This is a genomic window from Shewanella holmiensis (assembly GCF_025370255.1).
GTDB lineage: Bacteria > Pseudomonadota > Gammaproteobacteria > Enterobacterales > Shewanellaceae > Shewanella > Shewanella holmiensis.
The window spans coordinates 1-16,553 of the sequence record NZ_JAMTCD010000020.1; the positions used below are offsets into that span (position 1 = coordinate 1).

The 16,553-nt window shown below is 41.1% G+C and carries 17 protein-coding genes; 10 read left to right on the plus strand and 7 right to left on the minus strand.

Features of this window, described 5'->3' with window-relative positions; translation table 11 throughout:
* Positions 1–345: 345 nt before the first annotated feature.
* The 7 genes from NE535_RS14140 to NE535_RS14170 all read right to left on the minus strand — a co-directional run bounded on the left by NE535_RS14140 (position 346) and on the right by NE535_RS14170 (position 7,438).
* Complete coding sequence (locus NE535_RS14140; protein WP_261299268.1) at positions 346–2,193, minus strand: DUF885 domain-containing protein; 1,848 nt, start codon at positions 2,191–2,193, stop codon at positions 346–348.
* 384 nt (positions 2,194–2,577) lie between these two features.
* Positions 2,578–3,714: a radical SAM family heme chaperone HemW gene (gene hemW, locus NE535_RS14145; RefSeq protein WP_261299269.1), complete on the minus strand. Its 1,137-nt coding sequence runs from the start codon at positions 3,712–3,714 to the stop codon at positions 2,578–2,580.
* Positions 3,715–3,758: 44 nt separating this feature from the next.
* Positions 3,759–4,376 carry an RdgB/HAM1 family non-canonical purine NTP pyrophosphatase gene (rdgB, locus tag NE535_RS14150; protein WP_261299270.1) on the minus strand — a complete coding sequence of 206 codons (618 nt, stop codon included), beginning with the start codon at positions 4,374–4,376 and terminating at the stop codon, positions 3,759–3,761.
* Between the two features lie 184 nt (positions 4,377–4,560).
* Entirely contained in the window at positions 4,561–5,001 is a 441-nt protein-coding gene (locus NE535_RS14155; RefSeq protein ID WP_261299271.1) for a DUF4426 domain-containing protein, read from the minus strand.
* Positions 5,002–5,072: 71 nt separating this feature from the next.
* Positions 5,073–5,621, minus strand: coding sequence for a YggT family protein (locus NE535_RS14160; RefSeq protein WP_261299272.1), 549 nt, complete (start codon positions 5,619–5,621; stop codon positions 5,073–5,075).
* 148 nt (positions 5,622–5,769) lie between these two features.
* On the minus strand, positions 5,770–6,588 hold the full coding sequence (gene proC, locus NE535_RS14165) for a pyrroline-5-carboxylate reductase (protein ID WP_261299273.1): 819 nt from the start codon (positions 6,586–6,588) through the stop codon (positions 5,770–5,772).
* A 157-nt stretch (positions 6,589–6,745) separates the two neighbouring features.
* Entirely contained in the window at positions 6,746–7,438 is a 693-nt protein-coding gene (locus NE535_RS14170) for a YggS family pyridoxal phosphate-dependent enzyme (protein WP_261299274.1), read from the minus strand.
* Between the two features lie 24 nt (positions 7,439–7,462).
* On the opposite strand from NE535_RS14170, the gene NE535_RS14175 reads away from it, so the two are divergent.
* The 10 genes from NE535_RS14175 to rfaH all read left to right on the plus strand — a co-directional run bounded on the left by NE535_RS14175 (position 7,463) and on the right by rfaH (position 16,172).
* Entirely contained in the window at positions 7,463–8,500 is a 1,038-nt protein-coding gene (locus tag NE535_RS14175) for a type IV pilus twitching motility protein PilT (RefSeq protein ID WP_188841225.1), read from the plus strand.
* A gap of 11 nt (positions 8,501–8,511) precedes the next feature.
* A complete protein-coding gene (locus tag NE535_RS14180; RefSeq protein WP_261299275.1) occupies positions 8,512–9,624 on the plus strand; it encodes a PilT/PilU family type 4a pilus ATPase in 1,113 nt (370 codons plus the stop codon).
* 183 nt (positions 9,625–9,807) lie between these two features.
* A complete protein-coding gene (locus tag NE535_RS14185; RefSeq protein WP_261299276.1) occupies positions 9,808–10,926 on the plus strand; it encodes a hypothetical protein in 1,119 nt (372 codons plus the stop codon).
* A 103-nt stretch (positions 10,927–11,029) separates the two neighbouring features.
* Positions 11,030–11,593 (plus strand): glutathione peroxidase, encoded by a 564-nt coding sequence (locus NE535_RS14190; protein WP_261299336.1) that lies wholly within the window; start codon positions 11,030–11,032, stop codon positions 11,591–11,593.
* A gap of 265 nt (positions 11,594–11,858) precedes the next feature.
* A complete protein-coding gene (gene hemH, locus NE535_RS14195) occupies positions 11,859–12,872 on the plus strand; it encodes a ferrochelatase (protein WP_261299277.1) in 1,014 nt (337 codons plus the stop codon).
* A gap of 237 nt (positions 12,873–13,109) precedes the next feature.
* The gene (yciH, locus tag NE535_RS14200; RefSeq protein WP_188840990.1) at positions 13,110–13,439 is read left to right on the plus strand and encodes a stress response translation initiation inhibitor YciH; all 330 of its coding nucleotides are present in this window, start codon (positions 13,110–13,112) and stop codon (positions 13,437–13,439) included.
* Positions 13,440–13,562: 123 nt separating this feature from the next.
* Positions 13,563–14,174 (plus strand): YqgE/AlgH family protein, encoded by a 612-nt coding sequence (locus NE535_RS14205; RefSeq protein WP_261299278.1) that lies wholly within the window; start codon positions 13,563–13,565, stop codon positions 14,172–14,174.
* Between the two features lie 80 nt (positions 14,175–14,254).
* On the plus strand, positions 14,255–14,674 hold the full coding sequence (gene ruvX, locus NE535_RS14210) for a Holliday junction resolvase RuvX (protein ID WP_261299279.1): 420 nt from the start codon (positions 14,255–14,257) through the stop codon (positions 14,672–14,674).
* A gap of 114 nt (positions 14,675–14,788) precedes the next feature.
* Positions 14,789–15,346 (plus strand): DUF4136 domain-containing protein, encoded by a 558-nt coding sequence (locus NE535_RS14215; protein WP_261299280.1) that lies wholly within the window; start codon positions 14,789–14,791, stop codon positions 15,344–15,346.
* 313 nt (positions 15,347–15,659) lie between these two features.
* On the plus strand, positions 15,660–16,172 hold the full coding sequence (gene rfaH, locus NE535_RS14220; protein ID WP_261299281.1) for a transcription/translation regulatory transformer protein RfaH: 513 nt from the start codon (positions 15,660–15,662) through the stop codon (positions 16,170–16,172).
* Positions 16,173–16,553 lie beyond the last annotated feature (381 nt).

The following is a 16,553-nucleotide window of genomic DNA, read 5'->3' on the forward strand; positions in this document are numbered from 1 at the left end:
CCGACTATCGACTCCCGACTATCGACTCCCGGCTATCGACTACACCAGCTAACAACGACCGTCTATGATTTACTCTCAACGACTGTAATTCTTTTGACTTAGTGCTTGAGCAGCATCAACCAATAAATACCTTTAAGATTTTGTGATGTTTTCCTTTATTGAGGCGATAACATAAAGGCATATTTAAAATCTAATGGGCTGATTTTATTAGGCTGTATACACAAAAGGTGGCGCTGTAACTTTGTGCTATCAATCATTTCGTATTTTATATTGACTGATTTTTACTTTAGCCAATCAAAAACAGAAACCCGAAGGTTTCTGTTTTTAATGTGCAATCAGATCCGTTTATTTAACCGATTTAACCCATTGGTTAACTTTGGTTTCTAAAACGTCTAGCGGCAATGGGCCATTTTTTAATATCAGCGTATGGAAATCGCGAATATCAAATTTATCACCTAGTTGTTTTTTAGCATGTTCACGTAACTCAAGAATTTTAATCATACCAATTTTATAAGCGGTTGCTTGTGATGGCATAACGATATGACGTTCTACCATTTTGATTGCATCAGACTCAGCGTTAGGGGTATTTTCTACGTAGTAGGCGATACCCTGTTCTCGGGTCCACTTTTTAGTGTGGATCCCTGTGTCGACCACTAAACGGCAAGCACGCCATAACTCCATAGCAAGACGGCCAAAATCTGAGTAAGGGTCTGCATATAAGCCCATTTCCTTAGGGAAGTATTCGGTATATAACCCCCAGCCTTCTACATAGGCCGTGTAACCACCAAACTTACGGAACTGAGGAAGCCCCTCTAATTCCTGTGCGATAGCAATTTGCATATGGTGACCAGGAATGCCTTCATGGTAAGCCAGTGCTTCCATTTGATATTTTGGCATCGCATTCATTTCATACAGGTTTGCATAGTAAGTGCCTGGGCGTGAACCATCTGGCGCAGGTTGATCATAAAATGCTTTTCCTGCAGATTGTTCACGGAATGCTTCAACCGGACGGACCACAAGTTTCGCCTTAGGTTTAATTTTAAAGACTTCGTCTAAACGCGATTCCATATTATCAATTAACGCTTTTGCTTCGGTAATATATGCATCACGGCCAGCTTGGGTATCAGGATAGTAGAATTGTTTGTCATCACGCATGAATGCGAAAAAGGCTTGTAAATCACCTTTAAAGCCGACTTTTTTCATAATGTCGCGCATTTCGCCATGAATACGAGCGACTTCTGATAAACCTAAATCATGAATTTGATCTGAGGTCATATTAGTCGTAGTTGTGCGAGCTAAGGCATTGTTGAAGTAAGCTTCACCGTCAGGAAACTTCCAAGCTCCATCACGGGTATCAGCTTTAGTTTCTAACTCAGTAACGTAGCTAATTAGGCTTTGATAACCTGGTTCAACATGTTTGATTAATGCTGATTTTGCATCGGCTAATAAGGTGTTTTTCTCATCGTCAGTGATCGATAATTTAGCCACTTTACGCTTAAAGTCAGCCCATAAAGCGCTGTCTTTGTCGCTGTTATCAAATGGGGCGCCAGTGATGATATTTTTACTGTCTGAAATAACGTATGGAAATACAAATTTGGGGGCAATAATGTTTTTATTGGCGCGAACAGTTAATTCAACTTCAAGCTGTTTAAGCAAAGGTTGAATGCCAGCTAAGCGGCTAATATAAGCTTCAGCATCACTTAGGTCGGTAATCTGATGTTGGTTAATTAAAAATGATGGCACCATTGAATGCAGGCCATACATTTGATTAATGGGGTAAGTATGGTAACGCCATTTATCATCGGCAATGCGCTGCTCAAAACTGGCTTTTAACAGTTCATAACTGAGGGTGGTTTGCTCATCAAGTTGACTGACATCTATGGTCAATAACTTGGCCAGCTGGGTTTTAGTTAGCGCTAAATCAGCATCTAAACCGGCATCTGAAATGTCATTCCATTTGTCATAGTCTTGCTTAATGCCTAAGTATGTTTGGTTAATAGGATTAGCCATAACACTTTGCATAAAAAATTCGTCAAATAACACATTGGCTTTTTGTGAGGCGGTTTGGGCGGCGCTAACCGTTTTAACGCTTTCTTGAGCACTAAAAACCTGATTAGAATGAGCGTAAACCGCACCGCTTAATAAGCTAGAAAGGGTTAACGCAATTATGGTTGTTTTTGTTTTTATCAGCATCACACGCATCCAATAGTATTTTTAAAGCCGCTATCCTAATAAAGCTTGGGGCAAAAGTATAAAAGGAAGTGTTAGTAAGTGTTTCGGTGTTGTAATAAAAATGAGTGAGTTCTGATACATAGCGTTATATCAAATTTTTACCATGGCTAAATGACACTCTTCCACTGTGATATTGAGTCTGTGTTAAAGCAGCATTTTTGCTGAGTCTCGCGGGAGTTTTTATAAAAGAAGTCGTGGTCAGTTTGGTAGGTATTCGATGGGTTTATCTATTTGAAACGAATGAGCCGAGTCTATGCTATTTACTTGTATCACCTTGCTAATAGGACACAGTCGCAAACATCAGAACATCGCCCCGAGTTAACTGCGGGGCAATGATAAAATCGCTTAAATAAACTGCGACAACAGGTCGTTAACAAACATGTGCCCTTTAGGTGTCAAATGCCAATGAGTATCCGTTTCGGTCACTAACCCACGTGCAATCGACTTATCCATTCCCTCTTTGACGACGGCAGCTTTCTGACCAGTACGCAACTCAAATTCAGTTTTAGGGATTGGCGTCATAAGGCGTAAGCGATTCATTAAATACTCTAACGGTCTGTCTTGCGCAATCACCTCTGTTGTTTCAAAGGTATAATCACTGGCCGCTAAATAGCCTTTTGGATGTTTAATTTTTACTGTGCGGATGATGTTGTCTGTTTCTGGTAAGGTGATTTTGCCGTGAGCTCCGCAACCTATGCCAAGGTAATCACCAAACTGCCAATAGTTTAGATTGTGTCTGCATTGAAACCCTGGTTTGGCGTAGGCAGAAATTTCGTACTGTTCATAACCTAACTCGGCTAACTTTTTTTGTCCTTGCTCGTAAATATGCCATAGGTTCTCATCATCCGGTAATTGCGGTGGTTTAGAGTGAAATAGCGTATTAGGCTCAATGGTCAGTTGATACCAAGATAAATGCGGTGGCTGCAATGCCGCTGCCGTGTCGATATCATGCATTGCCTCATCAAAACTTTGATTTGGTAAACCGTGCATTAAATCCAAATTAAAACTTAAATATTGCGCCTGTTTGGCTTTTTCGGCCGCAGTTTTTGCTTCATCTTGATCGTGGATGCGTCCTAAAAGATTAAGTTTCTCTCTTGAAAAACTTTGTACGCCAATCGAAAGACGGGTCACGCCCGCTGCACGATAGGCCGCAAAATCGTCATGTTCCAGTGTGCCGGGGTTGGCCTCCATGGTGATTTCAATATCTTTTTCAAAAGGGATCAAGGCTTCAACACCATTGAGTAAGCGCTGAATTTGACTCGCATCAAATAAAGATGGCGTACCGCCACCAATAAATATGGTGTGTATCGGCCTTTGTTGAACGTAGGCTAAATCGTTTTTAAGGTCGGCCAGTAACGCATCAACATAGGCTTGTTGAGGTAACTCACCATTTTGACCATGGGAATTAAAATCGCAATAAGGGCATTTTTGCACGCACCACGGAATATGGATGTACAAGCTTAGTGGTGGTAATGACAACATGGATGAATCACCTTGTAATGAATGGCGTGCGCTATGGTGTAGCATTAACCTTGAATAATGCCTTTGGCTTTCATGGCATCAACTAACAGCTCGAGTGCTTTTCCGCGATGGCTGTGGGCATTTTTCTCATCACTGGTTAATTCAGCCGCGGTTTTATCAAAACCCTGGGGAATAAAAATAGGATCATAGCCATGACCTTGCTCGCCTTGTGGAGCAAGTGCAATTGTACCTTCCCAAGCCGCCTGACAAATAATAGGTGTGGGGTCTTTCGCATGACGCATATACACCAAAACACATTGAAATCGCGCCGCACGGTGTGGCTTTGATGTCATTTCCGCTAACAGTTTTTGATAATTGCTAAGCTCGGTAGCGCCCTCACCAGAATATCGAGCAGAGTAAATACCAGGCTCACCGTCTAATGCATCGACTTCAATGCCAGAATCATCTGCAATTGCTGGCTTTCCGGTAACACTTGCCGCATGGCGAGCTTTAATAATGGCATTTTCAACAAATGTGGTGCCAGTTTCTGCTACTTCGGGTACGTCAAATTGGCTCTGTGCAAGCACCTGAATATTAAATTTAGCGAGCATCTGGTCAAACTCATTGAGTTTGCCTTTGTTACCACTGGCTAAGACAATTTGCTGTGAAAGTGAGGTTTGCATGAAACGGCCTTAAATCATCATTTATAATGGCAGGCATTATACCCTATGCACGGGGTAAAAGAAGGGTGGCTAAAGCGGATTATCAAGCGGATTATATAGTGGTCTGGGCGTTGTTAAGTTTCAGCGCATATTCAAGGATGAAATACGCGCTGGTACTTAGCAAATGGGGTTACTGCTCGATCAGTTAGTCGACATAAAATTTCTGTTTAAACTTTAATGCGGTATTAAGTTTATTGCCATGCTTAACAGCAATTGTGAAATTGATTTCTTGATCATCACGATAGGGCACCTGTGCGATATAGTAGATTGCATCTCCTTCACGTATTTCTTTAAAATTTAAATCCATACGGGCATCTAATAAGTTATTCGCAATACCAGAAATTTCGACCGCCACCGCAGGATTGCCTTGCTGGCTTGTGTCTAACACTGTGATATTAATAATGCCATTATATTGGCTACGTTCAATACCGTAGGTTTTGGCTATAGCAGGAGTAATAAAGGTGCTGCCAAGCGCCATGTAGTGGATATCATAATTGCCAACTTGTTGCTTTTGCTCAGCAACAGCACTGGTGATAAACAGCATTAAGCTTGTCATTAACGCCAGCGAAAGTATGTTACGTAACATATTTATGTCCTTTTAAACGTTATATAAAAAAGGCAGACTGCAATGAGTCTGCCTTTGGGGATATTTTAAGCTTAGATGTTCGCCCAGAATGGAATGTACTGTGAGAATAAAATATTGATGAAGTTCATGGCGATAAACAACACTAAAACAGATAAATCTAATCCACCAATAGCAGGAATAATGCGACGGATAGGTGCAAGAATTGGCTCGGTTAACTGAGTCATAATCATGACTACTGGGTTATAACCTTGATTGAACCAGCTGAGAACTGCGCGGATTAACAACATCCAAAACAGTAGCACGCCCGCATTTTTGATCACCGCAACAACTGAGAACAATAATAAAATACCAATATCAATACCCGCGCCAGCAATAAGAGTAAGCACTAACATTTTTGCCAGTACCACTAAAAATGCCAGAACCACTGATGCGGTATCTATGCTACCCATAGACGGTAGTATTCTACGCATAGGGGCGACAATCGGTTGGGTCGCTTTCACCACAAACTGGCTAAACGGATTATAAAAGTCAGCGCGAACTAACTGTAGCCAAAAGCGTAGAATGACTACCATCAAATATAAATCAAATACTGTGCTAACTAAAAAACTCATCGCATTCATGATATTGCCTTTCTCTTTCGAGTGTTCTGGGTATTGAACTTAACTGGTTCAGTTTCATTGGGCTGAATTAATCAAGGTAACCAACGAAGTAAAGATTATTCAGGGTGATTTTAGCACCCAATACTGATAACACACTTAATTTCTATCTTTAAAATGTTTTTGCCATTTCTTCGGCTCGGGCGACACAGTTATTCATGGCTTTATCAACCAAGGTACGTAATCCTCCCTGTTCAAATGTTTCAATGGCCTGAGCAGTGGTGCCGCCTTTTGAGGTCACGTTATTTCGTAACGCTGCTAAAGATAAATCTTGGTTTTGAATCACCATTTGTGCGGCGCCTAATGCGGCCTGTTCAGCTAACACACGGGCTTTTGCTTCATCCATGCCCATCTTCTTACCTGTTTCTATCATTGATTCAATAAACAAGAAAAAATAAGCCGGGGAGCTACCAGCAAGTGCAATAACTTGATTTAATTCATCTTCTTTTTCAACCCACACAACTTTGCCACCACTTTGCATCAACTGTTGGCAAATTGCTTTATGTGATTCACTCATGCTGTTATCGGCATAGATACCTGTCATGCCAAAACCTAATTGGGTTGGGGTATTCGGCATAGTGCGAATAAGGGTAATAGGCTGGTTGAAATATTCACTGTAACGAGCAGCAGGAATGCCTGCAGCAATAGTAATGACTAACTTATTCGCTAAGTCTAGGTACTGCATCTGCTCGCAAACTTGTTGCATTAATTGGGGTTTGACGCTAAGAACTATCACATCTGCTTGCTCTGCTGCCTTAACGTTATCGTTAGACACCACAATACCAAAATCGGAATGCAAAGCATCAAGCTTGGCCTGGCTAGGGTTAGTTGCGTGAACCAATTCACTTGGATAACCATTTCGAATTAACCCGCTAACAATGCTGCGAGTCATATTACCTGCGCCAATAAAACATACTTTTGCTTGTGTCATGTTATCAATCCATTCAATTTGTTATTTGCAATTATCTTGAGTCAAGCCCAAACGAAGCGTTATATAATTCGAAATCTTTCATTGCTATGGATATAAGGTCAAAAACCTTAAAATCAAGCATACTCAATCAATAATGAGGCGCTGTTAAATCACTACCTCATGCCCTATCACCAAATATTGCGCTGCCAATACGTACCATGGTCGAGCCATTTGCAATCGCAACGTCTAAATCACCACTCATTCCCATTGAAAGCGTGTCAATATTATCAAAGTGTTGTTGTAAATGTTGATAAATGCGTTGCAACTTACTGAACTCGTCCTGTTGCACTTGGATATCATCCGTTGCCGTCGGAATGGCCATTACGCCGCGCAGTGTTAGTTTAGGCATGTGGCTTATTTGTGTTGCCAGTGCCATGACTTGTTCTGCATCTATGCCTGACTTAGTGTCTTCTTGACTAATATTGACCTGAATACACACTTGCAAAGGGGCTTTTGCTGGTGGTCGTTGATCATTTAAACGTTGGGCGATTTTTTCGCGGCTTAATGTGTGCATCCAATCAAAGTGCTCAGCAACAACTTTGGTTTTATTGGACTGTAATGGGCCAATAAAGTGCCACTCAATATCAGGAAAGTTGGCACTCAACTCGATAATTTTTTGCTCGCCTTCTTGAACATAGTTTTCGCCAAAAAGACGCTGCCCAGCGTAATAAGCTTCTATAATATCGCTATTAGGTTTGGTTTTACTCACCGCAAGCAGCTTTATCTCATTAGGCATGCGTGAACATTTTTGCGCCGCTTGATTAATTCTACTCTGGGCGATTGATAATCTGTCTGCTATTGTTGTATTCATGTTGTTAAAATGGACATCTCTATAATGGAAATCACTGAATTACTGGCCTTTAGTGTAAAACATAAAGCATCAGATCTACATCTTTCTGCAGGTGTTTCACCTATGATCCGTGTTGACGGTGAAGTCAGAAAAATTAACTTACCGGCGTTAGACCATGCGGGTGTGCACAGTTTAGTGTACGACATTATGAACGATAAACAGCGTAAAGATTATGAAGAACATCTTGAAATTGACTTCTCGTTCGAAGTGCCTAATTTAGCTCGCTTTCGTGTTAACGCATTTAACCAGTCTCGTGGTGCAGGTGCCGTATTCCGTACTATTCCCTCTGATATTTTATCACTTGAACAATTGGGCGCGCCTGATATCTTCAAAAAAATCTCCAGTTTTCCACGCGGATTAGTGTTGGTAACTGGGCCGACGGGTTCAGGTAAATCAACCACCCTCGCGGCTATGGTCGATTATATTAACGAAAACCGCCACGACCATATTTTAACAATTGAAGACCCTATCGAATTCGTCCATCAAAACAAGCAATGTTTGGTTAACCAACGTGAGGTGCATAAACACACTCATAGCTTTAACGCTGCGCTGCGAAGCGCGCTGCGTGAAGACCCTGACGTTATTTTAGTGGGTGAGATGCGTGACTTAGAAACGATTCGTCTAGCCATGACGGCCGCTGAAACCGGTCACTTAGTGTTTGGTACTTTGCATACTACCTCAGCCGCTAAAACCATTGACCGTGTGGTTGACGTATTCCCAGCAGGTGAAAAAAGTATGGTGCGTACCATGCTATCAGAATCACTGCAGGCGGTAATTTCACAAACCTTGATCAAAAAAGTCGGCGGAGGCCGAGTTGCCGCCCATGAAATTATGATGGGAACACCGGCGATTCGAAACCTTATCCGTGAAGACAAGGTTGCGCAAATGTACTCAGCAATTCAAACCGGTATGGCGCATGGTATGCAAACGCTAGAGCAGTGCTTGCAAACACTGGTTAACCGCGGCTTAATTACCCGTGAAGATGCGATGCAAAAAAGCTCGAACAAACAAGCAAACTTCTAAGGAATACTAAAATGGATGTGCGCCCTTTTTTAGCCACAATGGTCGAGAAAAAAGCTTCTGATTTATTCATCACGGCGATGTTTCCGCCCAGTGCCAAAATTGATGGTGAACTTAGGCCGTTAACTGAAACTAAGCTAACTCCTGCTCAATCATTAGAGTTTGTTGAATCATTGATGTCTGATGTGCAGAAAAAGGAGTTTAAAGAATCTCGCGAATGTAACTTTGCCTATGCAGTGTCTGGCTTAGGACGATTTCGTGTAAGTGCCTTTTGGCAGCGGGATTCAGCCGGTTGCGTCATGCGCCGTATTGAGACCACTATTCCTGAAGTGGATGATTTAAAGCTGCCACCTATTTTAAAAGATTTGGTGATGAGCAAACGTGGCTTGATTATTATGGTAGGGGGCACTGGCACGGGTAAATCAACGTCACTTGCTGCCTTAATTGGTTACCGTAACCAGCATGCCCGCGGTCACATTCTTACCATTGAAGATCCGGTCGAGTTTGTGCACAACCATCGCCAAAGTATTGTGACTCAACGGGAAGTAGGTATTGATACCGAATCATTTGATGCAGCATTAAAAAGCTCATTACGTCAGGCACCAGATGTGATTTTGATTGGTGAAATTCGTACCCAAGAAACCATGGAGTTTGCGTTATCATTTGCTGAAACGGGCCACCTATGTATGGCAACGCTGCATGCGAACAACGCTAACCAAGCACTTGATCGTATTATGCACTTGGTGCCAGAAAGTAAGCATGCCCAGCTGTTGTTTGACTTATCACTTAATTTACGTGGCATTGTGGCTCAGCAGCTAATCGCTAAATCAGATGGAACAGGGCGACGAGCCGCAATCGAAGTACTCATTAATACTCCGCGTATCAGTAGCTTGATTGCTAAAAATGAACTCCATATGCTAAAAGAAACCATGGCAAAGTCTAATGAGCAAGGGATGCAAACATTTGACCAAGCACTTTTGGGCTTATATACAGCAGGCGAAATTAGCTATGCAGATGCATTGCACCATGCCGACTCTCCTAACGATTTGCGTCTAATGATTAAACTTAAAACCAACGACACATCAAACTCTGGTTTCATGGAAGGTGTCACCTTAGATTTAGATTAATCGGTAACGCAGGGTAAATCACCTTTTGGCGACCAAGCCGCAACAATCGTTGCGGCTTTTTGTTATACTTGTTAATCCACTTTTTTGTTCGTGTCTCATTTGTTGGCATTCTGTTCATTTAGATGAATTTGATTTTGGGCTCAACAATTGAGAAGCCATTCTGTTTACCCTAAGGATTTTTTCATGTCTTTCCTCAAGAAAGCATCACTACCCGCATTATGTGTTATTCCTCTTTGTACTTTTCAAACCCAGGCTGTAGAAGTAACCGATGAACTTGATATTGGCGGCGCAGTTCGCGTTAATTACGGTTGGAAAGATTATGATAATGCCAAATTAGAATTTGAACTTTTTCGTGCCGATGTCGATTACAAAAGTGAAGACGGCTTATTTGCCTCGGCTCAATATCGCTGGTATCAAGATATGGACGTTATTCACCACGCCTATATGGGTTATCAGTTTGATGATGCACAATCAATCAAAGTGGGCGTAACTCAGGTGCCATTTGGATTATTACCCTACGCCGCACATTCGTTCTGGTTTGGGGCAACCTACTACATTGGCTTTGAAGATGATTATGATGCAGGCATACATTATCAATATCAACGTGATAACTTGCGTGTTGATTTTGCTTATTTTGCCAATGATGAATATGGCAAAGGTAGTCGTTTTGACCGCTACTCATTTGATGTGGCAACAACAGCACAATCACCATATGAAGAAGCTGGGCAGTTAAATGCACGACTGGAATACCAGCTGCAACAGGGCGAGTTTAGTCATAAAGTAGGCGGTTCATTTCAATACGGTCAGTTAGATTTTGTAGCTAATGTGTCAGGGCTGAATCCAACAGCAAATACCGATGATATAAACACCTTTGCTGGCGCCGCGCATTGGCAAGCGGATTGGCAAAAGTGGCAGCTTCAATTGCAATACTTGCATTATGATTATGATGTGAACAATAGTAATCGAATCGCCTTATCAGCATTCTCATATCCCTTTGAAATTGCCGCACAAGCGGATGTAGTCACAGCAAATATTTCAAAGTCGATGGATGTAGATTGGGGGCCGATTTCAAACTTAACCTGTTACAACGATTACAGCACAGTGATTGCTTCGGGTGATGGCCTAGCCGATTCAGTGCAAAACGTGACGGGATGTGCGATTACTGCGGGTAAGTTTTATTCGTATGTTGATTGGATTGCCGGAAAAAATATGTATTTTGCCGGAGGCGAGGGTGTTGGCATTGATAATGGCGATACCGCGTGGCATTCTCGACTCAATATAAATATCGGCTTGTATTTTTAATCGTGATCGAACGGCTGTTTGTGTTCGTATAGAGCTTGATAAATAACAAATAAACTGAGGATTGATCATGTCTGTTACAGCAAAAAGCGTTAATCATTCTATTATGATGCCATTTATCAAAGGCACAGCCGTTGTATCTACATTGTTTGTTGGCGCGGCGTTGTATAGCGCCACGGCGACTGCGGCAAGTTGTCCGGATTATTTAAATGTTGAGGCGCGCAAATTACATTCTGAAGAAAATGTAAACCTGTGCGAACTAACCCAAGGTAAGTCGGTATTAATTGTCAATACCGCCTCCAATTGTGGTTTTACGCCGCAATTTAAAGCGCTTGAAGCCTTGCATCAAAATTATAAAGACAAAGGATTAGTGGTAATTGGTTTTCCATCGGATGATTTTTTCCAAGAAGAAAAAGATGAAGCGAAAACCGCTGATGTTTGTTTCTTAAATTACGGTGTCACTTTTACCATGGTGGCAACATCACCGGTTCGAGGCAGCGATGCTAATTCAGTATTTGAACATTTGAATGCCAAAACCAGCGCGCCAAAATGGAACTTCTATAAATACCTCGTATCTGGTGATGGCGAAACTGTGACTCAGTTTAACTCGCGAGTGAAACCCGACAGCGAAGAGCTAAAAAATGCGATTGAAAAACAGTTAAGCCTATAACCCCGATAGCTTAATCGTCATTTTATCAAAACGGAATAAGTGGTTTTTCAAACCATTCAAACCTTAATAACGGCAATATTTCGGGTTAAGCTAAAGCCGTTTTTAAAATAAAAGATTATTTGATAGGCCATTTATTCGGCTGCAGTGATAATTTTGGCTAGTTAAGTCGCATTTTCAGCAAGATATTGGGACAACAAGACGTAAAAATAATATCCTTTTTAGATTAAAAAGTACGATACAAAACAATAAAAACTAGGAGCGAGTTTTGGCGCGATTCTCAGGGTTAGACAAAGAAACAGGTCACAGTGCACGTGGTAAAACAGGCGTATTATTAGTTAACTTAGGTACGCCAGATGAACCAACAGCATCAGCGGTTAGGCGTTATCTTGCAGAGTTTTTAGCGGATCCTCGGGTGGTTGAAATTCCAAAGCTAATTTGGATGATGATATTACACGGTATTATTTTGCGTGTTCGTCCGGCAAAGTCAGCGGCGCTTTACAAAGAGATCTGGACAGAAGAAGGTTCGCCATTATTAGCAATTAGCAGACAACAACAATCAAAGTTGGCTGATTTGTTAGCGACATCGGGCGTTAACGCGTCAGTGCACCTTGCTATGCGTTATGGCTCGCCATCGGTAGCCTCAACCTTACAAGATATGCACAAGCAAGGTATTGATAAATTAGTGGTATTACCGCTTTACCCTCAATATGCAGCGCCTACAACAGCATCGGCATTTGATGCCATAGCCAAAGAGTTATGTAAATGGCGTTACCTGCCAGCATTGCACTTTATTAATACTTATCACGATCACCCTGACTTGATAAATGCGTTAGCAAATTCTATTAAACAAGACTTTGATAAAAACGGTAAACCGCAAAAGTTAGTGTTGTCATATCACGGCATGCCAGAACGCAATTTACATTTGGGCGATCCTTACTACTGCTTTTGCATGAAAACCACCCGTTTAGTGGTTGAAAAGCTTGGATTAACTGAAGACGATTATATCACTACATTCCAATCGCGCTTTGGCAAAGCTAAATGGTTACAACCCTATACCGATGCGACAATTGAAGCATTACCAGCAAAAGGGATTAATGATATTGCGGTAATTTGCCCCGCCTTTAGTGCCGACTGTTTAGAAACCCTAGAAGAAATTCAAGGTGAAAATCGTCACGTATTTGAAGGCGCTGGTGGCAAAAACTTCAGATACATTGAATGTTTGAATGCCAATGATGACCATATAAAAATGATGGCTAATATCGTTAAACCTTATCTATAAAGCAAGTAAAGGACGAAGGCGCACTTCGTCCTTCTTGGGCCTACTTAGACAGCGTTTAATCGTAACAACCTTACTTTACATCTAAGCAATCTTTTCTAGCGCACCAGCTATGCAAAGCCCGTATTAGCTTTAGGCTCTTGCATCTAGCCCATAGACGCTAGAACCTCGTTGCAACATCTCGCTTCATCTATATCAATTTGTTAGACTCAACATAACAATGGTTAACGCATATAAGTTATGAGAATAGATCCCAACATAGCCCTAGTTTTCAGTACCGATAAAGGCAGAATTGAACCCGATAAAATAGTAGATGCTGTGCCAGAAGGCGATGGCATTGTGCGTATTCATAAAGACAGTAAAGGCCGCAAAGGCAAAGGTGTGAGTGTCATTAAAGGCTTAGGTTTGGATCAAACTGAACTAAAAGCATTGGCACAAAAGCTTAAAAAGCAATGCGGCTGCGGTGGTACGGTCAAAGACTTTACCATTGAAGTACAAACCGACAATCGTGAACAATTGAAAACCTTGCTAGAAAAAATGAATTATACGGTAAAGTTAGCGGGTGGTTAAAAGAACTAGCTGATGTGCTAGGGGCTGTTTTTGAAAAAACAACTTTTAAACATCAACAATCTCCAGCAACCTATCGTGAAAGTTGATGCATTTAGACTCATTATTTAACAAGAGAGACTGATTATGGATGAATCTAAAACGAATCTAAAAGAAGCACAAAAAAGTCGTTTAAAAGGCGATAACTTACAAGGTTATTTGTTGATAGCTATGCCCTCACTTGAGGAAACTTTTTTTGAACGTAGCGTCATTTATGTTTGTGAGCATGACGAAAAAGGGGCCATGGGATTAATTATCAATCGTCCTATCGGTATTGAGCTGGAAGATTTATTAGAGCAAATGGGTCTAAATCCGCCACCAGAAACGGCATTTTATATCAATTCACAGGTATTGGTTGGTGGACCTGTTTCACCCGATAGAGGATTTGTATTGCATAGTCCGCAGTCCAATTGGTTGAATAGCCATCAGATCAGCGATTATTGCATGCTAACCTCATCTCGCGATGTACTGTCATCAATTGGTACGGCCAAATCGCCAACCGATTATATCGTTGCATTAGGTTATGCGGGCTGGGGTAAAGACCAGTTAGAACAGGAGTTAGCCGATAATACCTGGCTAACGATAAAAGCGACACCCGAGTTACTGTATTCTAAAGACCCCGAGCATTTATGGGATATTGCCTCAAAACAACTTGGATTTGATATGTGGCAAATATCATCACAAATTGGCCATGCTTAATGAAGGCAGATTGTGTTTAAAAGCTAGAGGCTAGAGGCTAGAAGCTAGATGTCTGCACCTATTTTTATAATGAGAAAATCATGCACCCACAAACCGTACTAGGTTTTGACTATGGTACCAAAAGTATTGGCATCGCCATTGGCCAAGCTATAACAGGCAGTGCTAACCCGCTGATGTCAATTAAAGCGGTTGACGGTATTCCTAATTGGGATGACATTGGTAAGTTAATTCAAGAATGGCAACCGGATTTAGTTGTAGTCGGTCTACCACTGAATATGGATGGCACCGAGCAAGAAATGACCCAGCGTGCGCGCAAGTTTGCTAACCGCATTAATGGCCGTTTTGGTATAAAAGTCGCAACTCAAGATGAACGGCTAACCACTGCAGACGCCAAAGCACGATTATTTGAACTAGGCGGATTTAAAGCGCTCACTAAAGGGCAGGTTGATGCGGTTTCAGCAGTGCTGATTATTGAAAGTTACTTTGAAAACCAGTTTTAATCTAGCATCTAGCATCTAGCTTTTAGCAATTAGATCTACTTTCAAATCGAACTTGACAATCATTTAGCTGTCTATAAGCTAACAATCAATTAACGTGTTGTATTTGGAGTCTTTATGAAGAAGTTGTTTTTAGCCGCAGCGGTATTAGCTTTAAGTGCGTGCAGCACATTAAAAACCAATACAGATTTCGACCCAGCGGTGTCGTTTAACCAATTTAAAACCTTTGCTTGGGTTGAAGCTAAAACTACCGATGAAGGTTATCATCTAGACGGTCTACTTGATCAGCGTGTAAGAGATGCCGTTGACAACCAAATGGCCGCGAAAGGATTAACTAAGGCATCAGTGGAAGAAGCCGATTTATTGGTAAATTATCTCACCAAAGTCGATAAAAAAATCAATGTAGATACCTTTAACAATAACTTTGGATATAACCCATATTACGGTCCTGGTTGGGGATGGGGCGGTTCAATGCAGACCCAAACAACAGTACGTGAATATGAAGTCGGCACTTTGATCATCGATTTAGTTGATAACAAAACGGATAAGTTAGTCTGGCGCGGCAGTGTTGCTGATACGATTCGTGATCACAACACCCCACAAGAGCGTGTTGAGATTATCAACAACGCCATTGGCCAAGTGATGTCAGCTTTTCCACCTCAGCCAGCAAAATAATTTACAAACCAGAGTAAGCTGCGCTAACAAGCGCAGCTGTTTCTTAATTGAATAAATAAAACCAATTCTCTCGCTAGATATCTAAAGTTAACCCAATTATCTAAAAGTTAATCTAAATATTTTCAAATCGTAGCCTTATTGCCTCTTCATTGCTTCAACATAATGTCAGTTAAAGCTGGGCGAAAATTTTTAGAGTCTGGAGTCTAAAAATAAGGATATGTGGGGGTATTTTTCTTTACCCTCAAAAAAGCATTTGTTAGAATTCACGACCGTGATATGGACCTTCGCATTTTTTAATTGAGTGACCCTTCCAATGAAATCTTGGTATCTTTTGTACTGTAAACCACGTGAAGAATTACGTGCACAGCAAAACCTAGCGCTTCAACAAGTTGAAAGCTATTTGCCAATGATTAAAGAATCAAAAACAATAAAATCGATCACTAAAATAGTCGAAACGCCACTATTTCCAAATTACCTGTTTATTCATTTTGACCCAACAGAATTCAGTGTCAGTAAGATCCATTCAACCCGAGGCGCTAGCCGCATCATTGGTTGTAAAGAGGTGATGACGCCTATTGATGATCGTTTAATCAATGAGATTAAGCGCCGTGTCAATGCGCATATACCCAAACAGGAAAAAGGCATTCAAAAAGGCGATAAGGTGAAGTTCATAGAAGGTCCATTTATTGATTTACAAGCCATCTTTGAAGAGCGAAATGCCGAAAAACGTTGCTATGTATTGTTCAATATTATGGGCCAGCAAAAGCGCATATTAGTGGATGAAACCAGCATAAAAAAACTTACCGAAGAGAGTGGGAGTAAGTGATCTTTGTTGCTTGAAAAATAAACATGCATTAGATATTCGCTTCTATGCTTGTAAGACATTGACCATTTACATTGGTTGGCCGGTTACTGAAAAAGTCATTCGTTAACAGAATGATAATTAATAATTGTTTAAAATCATTTATTTAGCTTTCCCGCAACAGGCTTGTGTAATTTTTTTAAATCGTATGTGTAACAAATCAGTCATTTTATATTGAATGGTTGAATTATGTGCATATTTAAGCACACAGTTAAGCTATAATACGGCGCACTTTTAAGATTGGTTCAGTTTTAGACTAATCATTCTATCTAGAACAAAATCAGACATTTCGCACCGCGAAGGGCAATATAGAAGCCGAAATCTATGGGCGGTAGCGTGTCTGAA